Genomic DNA, 7698 nt, shown 5'->3' on the forward strand with positions numbered 1-7698 from the left:
CCGCCCACCCCAGCGTTGAGATCTAATACACGGACACGCCGAAGGCGCTCAGGGCCTCGGTGACGGGCTGGAAGAACGTGGTCCCTCCGGAGCTGCAGTTCCCGCTGCCGCCGGAGGTCAGCCCGAGCGCGCTGGACCCGGCGAACAGCGAGCCGCCGCTGTCGCCCGGCTCGGCGCAGACCGTGGTGCGGATCAGGCCGCTGACGCTGCCCTCCTGGTAGTTCACCGTCTGGTTGAGGGCGGTGACGCGGCCGCTGTGCACGCCGGTGGTGCTGCCGCTGCGGTACACGGTCTGCCCGACCGTGGCGTTCGCGGCGCCGGTGATGTCGCGGGTGCCGCTGCTGTAGAGGCTGACGGACCCCTGCGTGTCGGCGGGCGTGGCGGAGTACTGGACGATGCCGTAGTCGTTGCCGGGGAAGCTGCTGCCGGCCGTGCGGCCGAGCGTGCGCCCGGACGAGTCCGTCCAGCTGGAGCCGATGTTGGTGCAGTGCCCGGCGGTGAGGAAGTAGTAGGTGCTTCCGCGCCGGACGTTGAAGCCGAGCGAGCAGCGGGCGCCGCCGGTGTAGATGGCCTCGCCGCCGCGGGTGAACGTGCGGAACGTCCCGGCGACGCGCTCGGTGCGGACGGCCGCGCCCTGCCTGGCGGCGGCGGTCCGCACCTTCTCCAGCGCGGCGCCCTTGACCGTGCTGTCCATGGTGAGGACCACCTGGTCGGTGGCCGGGTCCGCGGCCCAGGCGGTGCCGGGGACGGTCGCGTCGCGCTTGAGCGCGGCCATGACCTTCTTCAGGTCGCCGCCGTCGCGGGCGACGGTCTTCGGCACGGCGCCGGCGGCGCGGACGGCCCGGGCGGACGCGGCGTCGGCCACCGTGACGATCAGCCGGCCTCCCTTCAGGTAGGAGCCGGCGGTGCGGGAGCCGAGCCGCTGCGCGAGCGCCGAGGCGACCGCGTCCTGCCGGGCGGCGGCCGCGGTGCCGGCGGCCGGGGCGGTGCGCGCCGCGGCGCCGGTGGCCGACGCGTGGGCCGCGGGTCCGCCGGCGAGGGCGGTCGCCAGCAGCCCGGTCGCCGTCAGGGTGACGGCGCCGCCGATGCGTGCGTGACGGAACTTCACTGTGCCTCCAGGGGGGAGCGGGCACACCCGAGTGGTGCGCCGGAGGTCACCGCACATGGTGGAAGAGCCCCATCGGGGACGAAAGGGAAGAAAGTGCCTAAGCGCCGGTGAACGGATTGTCACAATGGGTACGGGCGCCCGGTCGCGGGGCGGTGCGGCGCCGGCGGGCATGCGGAACGGGCCGGGGCGCACCGGCCGCGACTGGACGCGACGTCCAATGGGCCTCCCGGCCGCGCGGCCCGCGTCGTACAGTCGAGGCGGCGGGGGACCGGACATACGACGCGGATCCCTCCGCCCCCGGTTCCCCGGCACGGGAGTGCCCATGGGAGTCGAGATCCGGGTGGAAGGGCTGCGCAAGTCGTTCGGGCGGCAGGTCATCTGGGAGGACGTGTCGTTCACCGTCCCGGCGGGCGAGATCTCCGCGCTGCTCGGGCCGTCGGGCACCGGCAAGTCGGTGTTCCTGAAGAACCTGGTCGGGCTGCTGCGCCCCGACCGCGGCCACGTCTACGTCGGCGGCGGCGACGTCCCGCGGCTGGCGGAGAACCGGCTGTACGAGATGCGCCGCCACTTCGGCGTGCTGTTCCAGGACGGCGCCCTGTTCGGCTCCATGGACGTCTTCGACAACATCGCCTTCCCGCTGCGCGAGCACACCAGGAAGGGCGAGTCGGAGATCCGCCGGATCGTGCTGGAGAAGATGGAGATGGTGGGCCTCACCGGCTCCGAGCACAAGCTGCCCGGCGAGATCTCCGGCGGCATGAAGAAGCGCGCCGGGCTGGCCCGCGCGCTCGTCCTGGACCCCGACATCATCCTGGCCGACGAGCCGGACTCCGGCCTGGACCCCGTCCGCACCGCCTACCTCAACCAGCTGTTCGTCGACCTCAACGCCGAGATGGGCGCGACGTTCCTGATCGTCACGCACGACATCGGCACCGCCCGCGTGCTGCCCGACAACCTCGGCCTGCTGTTCCGCCGCGGGCTGGTGATGTTCGGCCCGCGCGAGATGGTGCTGTCGAGCACGCACCCGGCGGTCAACCAGTTCTTCAACGCGCGCCGCGAGGGCCCGATCGGGATGGCCGAGGAGAAGGACATGGCGGACGTGGCGAACGAGGCGCACGTCCCGCAGGCGATGCCCGGGCCGATCCCGCCGCAGCTCATGCCGAGCGACGGCAGCGTGCGGCCCTCGATGCGCCGCCCGGGCGAATGGCTCCGCGAACACGGCGTGACGCCGCCGCCCGGGTCGTTCATCGACGGCCAGGGCAACGACTGGAGGGCGCAGTGGGAGGAGCTGACGACGGCCCGCCGCCGCCCGGAGTGACGCGGGGGACGCGAGAGCCGCGGGTGACAGCGGACGGTGTGGCCGGGAGAATGGTCCGGTGACATTGCTTCTGTCCCGTTCGGACTTGGAATCGCTGCTCGTGCCCGCCGAGTGCCTCGGCGCGCTGCGCCGCGGCTTCACCGCCGCGGAGACGGAGGCCGTCCCGCGCCGCGTCGTGGCGAAGGTGCCCGGCCAGGGCACCGCCACGGCGCTGCTGCCGGGGGTGGTGGAGGACCTGCCCGCCTACACGGTGAAGGTGAACGCCAAGTTCCCGGGATCGCGGCCCGCGCTGCGCGGCGTGGTGTGCCTGCACGACATCGCCACCGGCGAGCTGCTCGCGCTGCTGGACTCGGCCACCGTCACCGCGTGGCGCACCGGGCTCGCCGCCGCGCTCGGCACGCATGCGCTCGCCCGCTCCGCCGCCGACACGGTCGCCGTCATCGGCGCCGGAGCGCAGGCCGAGCTGGTGCTGCGGGGGCTGGCGGAGCTGCGGCCGGTGCGCGGGCTGACCGTCTGCGACCTGGACGCGGAGCGCGCCGCCGCGTTCGCCGGGCGGCACGGCGAGCGGCTCGGCGCGCGGGCGTCGGTCGCGGCCGATCCGCGCGACGCCGTCCGGGGCGCCGGGATCGTCGTCGTCGCGACCTGGGCGCGCCGCCCGCTGCTGCACGCCGCCGACATCGCGCCGGGCACCCATGTCACCTCGCTCGGCGCCGACGAGCCCGGCAAGTCCGAGCTGGGCGCCGACCTGCTGGAGGGCGCCCGCGTGGTGGTCGACGACGTGCCGCTCGCGGTCGAGATGGGCGTGCTCGCGGGCGCCGGCCTGGACGTCAAGCACGCCGCCGGGACGCTGCGCGACCTGCTGCTCGGCGAGGTGCCGGGCCGGGTGAAGGACGGCGAGGTCACCGTGTACGCGCCGGTCGGCCTGCCCTGGCAGGACCTCGCGCTGAGCTGGGCCGCCTACCGGGCCGCCCGCGCGTCCGGAACCGGCCGGGAAATGGACTTCCTGGAGTGAGGCCCCGCATTTCGCGGAATACCCGACCTCGTGGTTTGTGGGAATCCGTCGTATCTTTACGACGCTATGCAGAATAGTGTTAACTTCACTGGGTATGCGGTGCCCCTGACCGCGTCCTGTCAAGGCGATGCCGGCCGCCTCGGGAGTCGAAAATGATTCGGGTTATGCTCGCCGAAGGGGCGCAGCTGCTCCGCGGCGGACTCGTCGCCCTGTTCGAGAGCCTGCCGGACCTGGAGGTCGTCGCCGCGGTCGACCGCGGCGAGCAGGCGCTGCGGGCGGCCCGCCGGTGCCGCCCCGACGTCGCGCTGATCGACGTCGGGCTGCCCGGCCTGGACGGCTTCTCCGCCGCGTGCGCGCTCAGGGAGAACGTCCCGCAGTGCCGCACGGTCCTCATGGCGGGCCGCTGCCGGACCGGCGACCTGCGCCGCGCGGTGGCCGCGGGCGCCGCCGGCCTGGTGCTGAAGGACACCTCGCCCGGCGAGCTGGCCGACGCCCTGCGCCGCGCCGCCTCCGGTGCCCGGGTCATCGACCCCGAGATGGCCTTCACCGAGCTGGGCTCGGCGCGCGGCCCGCTCACCGAACGCGAGATCGAGGTGCTCGCGCTGGCCTCACGCGGCGCCACCGCCGCCCAGATCGCCGAGGACCTCGTCCTGACGATCGGCACGGTCCGCAACCACCTGTCCCGCATCAACCGCAAGATCGGCGCCCGGAACCGGGTCCACGCCATCCGGATCGCCGAGGACGCCGGATGGCTGTGACCCCTCCGCGCGGGGCTCTGTCCCCTCCGCGCGGGGCGGCGGCGCCCCGGCCTCCCAGCGTCCGGCCAGGTCGCGGTAGAGCGGCGACACCTCCGGCAGCCCGACGTGCGTCCCGACCAGCGCGCGCGTCCCGTCCAGCACCAGCACCCCGCGCGCACGCGCCGCCGACGCGATCCGGTGCGCGATGACGATCAGGGTGCCGCCGCGCGCGGCGAACGCCGCCTCCGCCCGCGCCTCCGCCGCCGCGTCGAGCCGGCTGGACGCCTCGTCCAGGATCACCACCGGCGCGGGCGACAGGTAGGCGCGGCACAGCGCGAGCAGCTGGCCCTGGCCCTCGGTCAGCGCCGCCGGGTCCAGCACCGCGCCGAGCCCGCCGAGGTCCCGGACGAGCCGTCCCGCGCCGACCGCGTCCACCGCCTTGCAGACCTCCGGCACGTCCGCGTCCGGTGTGAAATAGGTCAGGTTCTCCCGGACCGTGCCGGAGAAAAGGTAGGCCTCCTGCGGAATGAGCGCACGATTCCGTGGATCGCCCGCCGCCGCGCCTTCCACGAGCACTTCTCCGCCGGTCGGCGAGAGCGTTCCGGCGATCAAAGCGGCGAGCGTCGATTTGCCGATGCCGCTGGGCCCCACCACCGCCAGGTGATCACCGCGCGGAATGGTCAGATCGAGCTCGCTGATCACTTCGCGGCCATTTCCGTAGGCGAACGTGACCTTTCGCAACTCGACGGCGGGCGCGCCCGCGACGGCGGCCCGTTCCGCTCGCGCGGGCGGGACCGGGCCGAGCGCTCCGGTCTCCTCGATGCGGCCGAGGGTGACGGCGAGCCGCAGCCCGCCGCCCCCCATGCCCTGCACCAGCGTCCGCAGCGCCGGCTGCAGCCCGTGCAGCACGTAGGTGAGCGACCCGATCACGGTGCCCGCCGTGGCGCCGCGCCGCATCAGCCACGGCGACGCCGCCAGCACGGCCAGCACCGGCCCCCAGCCGCTCACCGCGAGCGCCAGCGCCCGGACCGCCGCGAACCGCGCGACCGCGTTCCCGGCCGCGGCCTGCCGTTCCACCGCGCCCGCCAGCGCGTCCCGCACCAGGTCCTCCGCGCCGCACGCCGCCACGTCCCGCAGCCCGCAGGCCAGTGCCGCGGTCCGCTCGGCGACCGCCTCCTCGCCGACGACCAGGTCGCGCTGCCGGACGGCCGCCGCCCCGAACGCCGCCCAGAACAGCGCGAGTCCCAGCAGCAGCGGCGGCAGCACCAGCCCCGCGGCCTCCGGCATCAGCGACAGCAGCCCCAGCAGCGCCGCCGCGGCCGAGAACGCGAATCCGCGGGCGGTGATCAGCAGCCCCGCGAGCGTGTCCCGGACGATCTCCACCTGGTGGGTGAGCCGCGCCACCGCGCCGGTGTCGGCCGTCCCGCCCATCGACCGCCGCAGCGCCCCCCGGACGACCCGCCGGACGAGGTCGTCCCGGAACGGCTCGACGAGCGCCGCCAGCGCCCCGTACAGCCGGCGGCTCCCGAACGACCCGATCAGGGCGGCCGCCGCCAGGACCGCCAGCCACACCGCCGCGTCCCGGACCCGGCCGCCCCGGAAGGCGTCGGTGGCCCGCCCGACCGCCGCTCCGAGGACCGCCGTCGGCACCGCCTCGACAACCGACCACCCGAGCCCGGCCGCGACCGCCCCCGGATGCGCCCGGACGACTTCGGCCGCGGCCCGCCGGACGGTTCGCGCCGCCTTGCCGCGCTCGCTCGCGCGCGGGCCGGTCACCGGCCACCCGCTTCCGGGGCGGCGAAGACCGCGCGGTACGCGGGGTCGCGCCACAGCGCCCGGTGCGTGCCGGTGGCGCGGACACGGCCGCCGTCCAACCAGACGACCAGGTCGGCGCGGGCGGCGGTGGTGGCGCGGTGCGCGATGAGCAGGCGGGTGCGGCCGGCGAACCGGGTGAGCAGCGCGTCGGTGATCTGGACCTCGGTGACGGTGTCGAGGCTGGAGGTGGCGTCGTCCAGGACGAGGACGCGCCCGGCGTGCGCGAAGGCGCGGGCGAGGCCCATCCGCTGCAGCTCGCCGCCCGACATCGGCGCGTCCGCGAGCGCGGTGGCGTAGCCGTCCGGGAGGCGGCGGATGAACGCGTCGGCCTGGGCGGCGCGCGCCGACTCCCGCAGCCACGAGGCGGGCGGACGCGCGGGCCCGAACGCCAGGGCGTCCTCGACGGTCGCGCCGAACAGCGCGGGCCGGGCGAACGCGTACCCGATCTCGCGGCGCAGCGACGTCCGGGTGAGGCGGGGGAGGGGCACGCCGTCCAGCAGCACCTCGCCCTCGTCGGGGTCGGCGAGCCGACCGGCGAGCGCCGCCAGCAGCGACTTGCCGGATCCGGAGCGGCCGACGACCGCGACGGCGCGCCCGGCCGGAACGATGAGGTCCACGCCCGTCAGGACGCCGTCCGCGTGGACGTGCCGGAACTCCAGCAGCCCCGGCCCCGGTGGCGCGGCGGCGGTCCCGTGCACGCGGGCGGGGACGGCGAGGATCCCGGCGGCGCGGCGGGCGCCCGCGCGGGCCCGGCCCAGCCGCAGCACCCGCGTCAGCACGGGCCCGAACCCGGCGGCGAGGCCCGCGTACTGGACGGTCGCGACGAGCTCGCCGGGCGTGATCCGGCCCGCCGCCAGCTCCGTCCCGGCGACCGCGACGGCCGCGACCTGCAGGAGCAGCAGCGTGAGCAGGCCGCGGGCCGCGATCGTGCCCTGCACCCGCCAGGTCGTCTCGCCTTCCGCGCGCAGGTCCGGCAGCGGTGCGAGGACGCGCTCGGCCTCGCGTTCGGCGGTTCCCGCGGCGGCGATCGTGCGGGCGCCGGCGAGCGCCTCGGCGAGACGCCCGGCGATCGTCCCCTGGACGTCGAGGTAGCGGTGCGCGGAGGCGGTGATGTCGCGGACGAACATCCGCAGCAGCAGCGCGATCGCGGGCAGCGCGACCGCGATCGCGGCGGCGGCCCGCCAGTCGATGAGCAGCAGCGCGGCCAGCGCCCCGGCGGACGGCAGCAGCCCGGCGCCCGCCTCGATCACCGCGGCGGGCGCCGTCCCGGCCTCGGCGGCCCCGCCGACCACGCGCGCCGCCACGTCGCCGGGCCGCATGCGCAGCGCGGGGCCGGCCGCGAGCAGGTGCCGGACGAGGCCGTGCCGCAGCCACGCGGTGGAGCGCGCGGTGCCGCAGCCGGTCGCGAGTTCGGACAGGATTTCGGCGGCGGACGCCACCGCGACGAGCGCCGCGCACGGCCACAGCGCGGCGGCGGCGGGCGGCCCGCCCGGCGCGACGGCGTCGATGGCGCGGGCGAGCGCGGCGGGCAGCGCGACCGCGGCCGCCGCGTCGGCGAGCGCCGCCGCCGCGACGAGCGCGTTCCAGCCGGCGGCCCGCCGGGCGGCGCCGAGCAGCAGCCGCCCGGCACCGGGCGGCGGGCGGCGGGCGGTCGCGGGAGAGGTCATCGGGACTCCAACGGCGGGCGGCCGCGGCCCCCGTCACCGGGGGC

General features: G+C 76.4%; 5 protein-coding genes and 1 pseudogene. 3 read left to right on the forward strand and 3 right to left on the reverse strand.

All coding sequences use genetic code 11. From position 1 onward, the window contains the following. Positions 1 to 22: 22 nt before the first annotated feature. Positions 23 to 1108 carry a S1 family peptidase gene (locus tag ACA514_RS05190; RefSeq protein WP_375039823.1) on the reverse strand — a complete coding sequence of 362 codons (1086 nt, stop codon included), beginning with the start codon at positions 1106 to 1108 and terminating at the stop codon, positions 23 to 25. A 322-nt stretch (positions 1109 to 1430) separates the two neighbouring features. Here ACA514_RS05190 and ACA514_RS05195 point away from each other — a divergent pair, with 322 nt between their 5' ends. The 3 genes from ACA514_RS05195 to ACA514_RS05205 all read left to right on the forward strand — a co-directional run bounded on the left by ACA514_RS05195 (position 1431) and on the right by ACA514_RS05205 (position 4193). Next, positions 1431 to 2423 carry an ABC transporter ATP-binding protein gene (locus ACA514_RS05195; RefSeq protein ID WP_375039824.1) on the forward strand — a complete coding sequence of 331 codons (993 nt, stop codon included), beginning with the start codon at positions 1431 to 1433 and terminating at the stop codon, positions 2421 to 2423. 85 nt (positions 2424 to 2508) lie between these two features. Beyond that, positions 2509 to 3435 carry an ornithine cyclodeaminase family protein gene (locus ACA514_RS05200; protein ID WP_375039825.1) on the forward strand — a complete coding sequence of 309 codons (927 nt, stop codon included), beginning with the start codon at positions 2509 to 2511 and terminating at the stop codon, positions 3433 to 3435. Between the two features lie 164 nt (positions 3436 to 3599). Next, positions 3600 to 4193, forward strand: a complete 594-nt coding sequence (locus ACA514_RS05205; protein WP_375039826.1) for a response regulator — start codon at positions 3600 to 3602, stop codon at positions 4191 to 4193. Positions 4194 to 4463: 270 nt separating this feature from the next. Here ACA514_RS05205 and ACA514_RS05210 read toward each other — a convergent pair. Together ACA514_RS05210 and ACA514_RS05215 are read right to left on the reverse strand one after the other, a co-directional pair. Continuing rightward, positions 4464 to 5603, reverse strand: a pseudogene (locus tag ACA514_RS05210) (ATP-binding cassette domain-containing protein); the annotation flags it as partial. A 341-nt stretch (positions 5604 to 5944) separates the two neighbouring features. Continuing rightward, on the reverse strand, positions 5945 to 7654 hold the full coding sequence (locus ACA514_RS05215; protein WP_375039827.1) for an ATP-binding cassette domain-containing protein: 1710 nt from the start codon (positions 7652 to 7654) through the stop codon (positions 5945 to 5947). Between the last annotated feature and the right edge of the window lie 44 nt (positions 7655 to 7698).

This window comes from Actinomadura sp. NTSP31, from assembly GCF_041951385.1.
GTDB lineage: Bacteria > Actinomycetota > Actinomycetes > Streptosporangiales > Streptosporangiaceae > Spirillospora > Spirillospora napierensis.

Coding starts and splice junctions, on each gene's coding strand:
- ACA514_RS05195 (WP_375039824.1), top strand. CDS start 1,431: ATGGGAGTCGAGATCCGGGTGGAAGGGCTGCGCAAGTCGTTCGGGCGG.
- ACA514_RS05205 (WP_375039826.1), top strand. CDS start 3,600: ATGCTCGCCGAAGGGGCGCAGCTGCTCCGCGGCGGACTCGTCGCCCTG.
- ACA514_RS05215 (WP_375039827.1), bottom strand. CDS start 7,654: ATGACCTCTCCCGCGACCGCCCGCCGCCCGCCGCCCGGTGCCGGGCGG.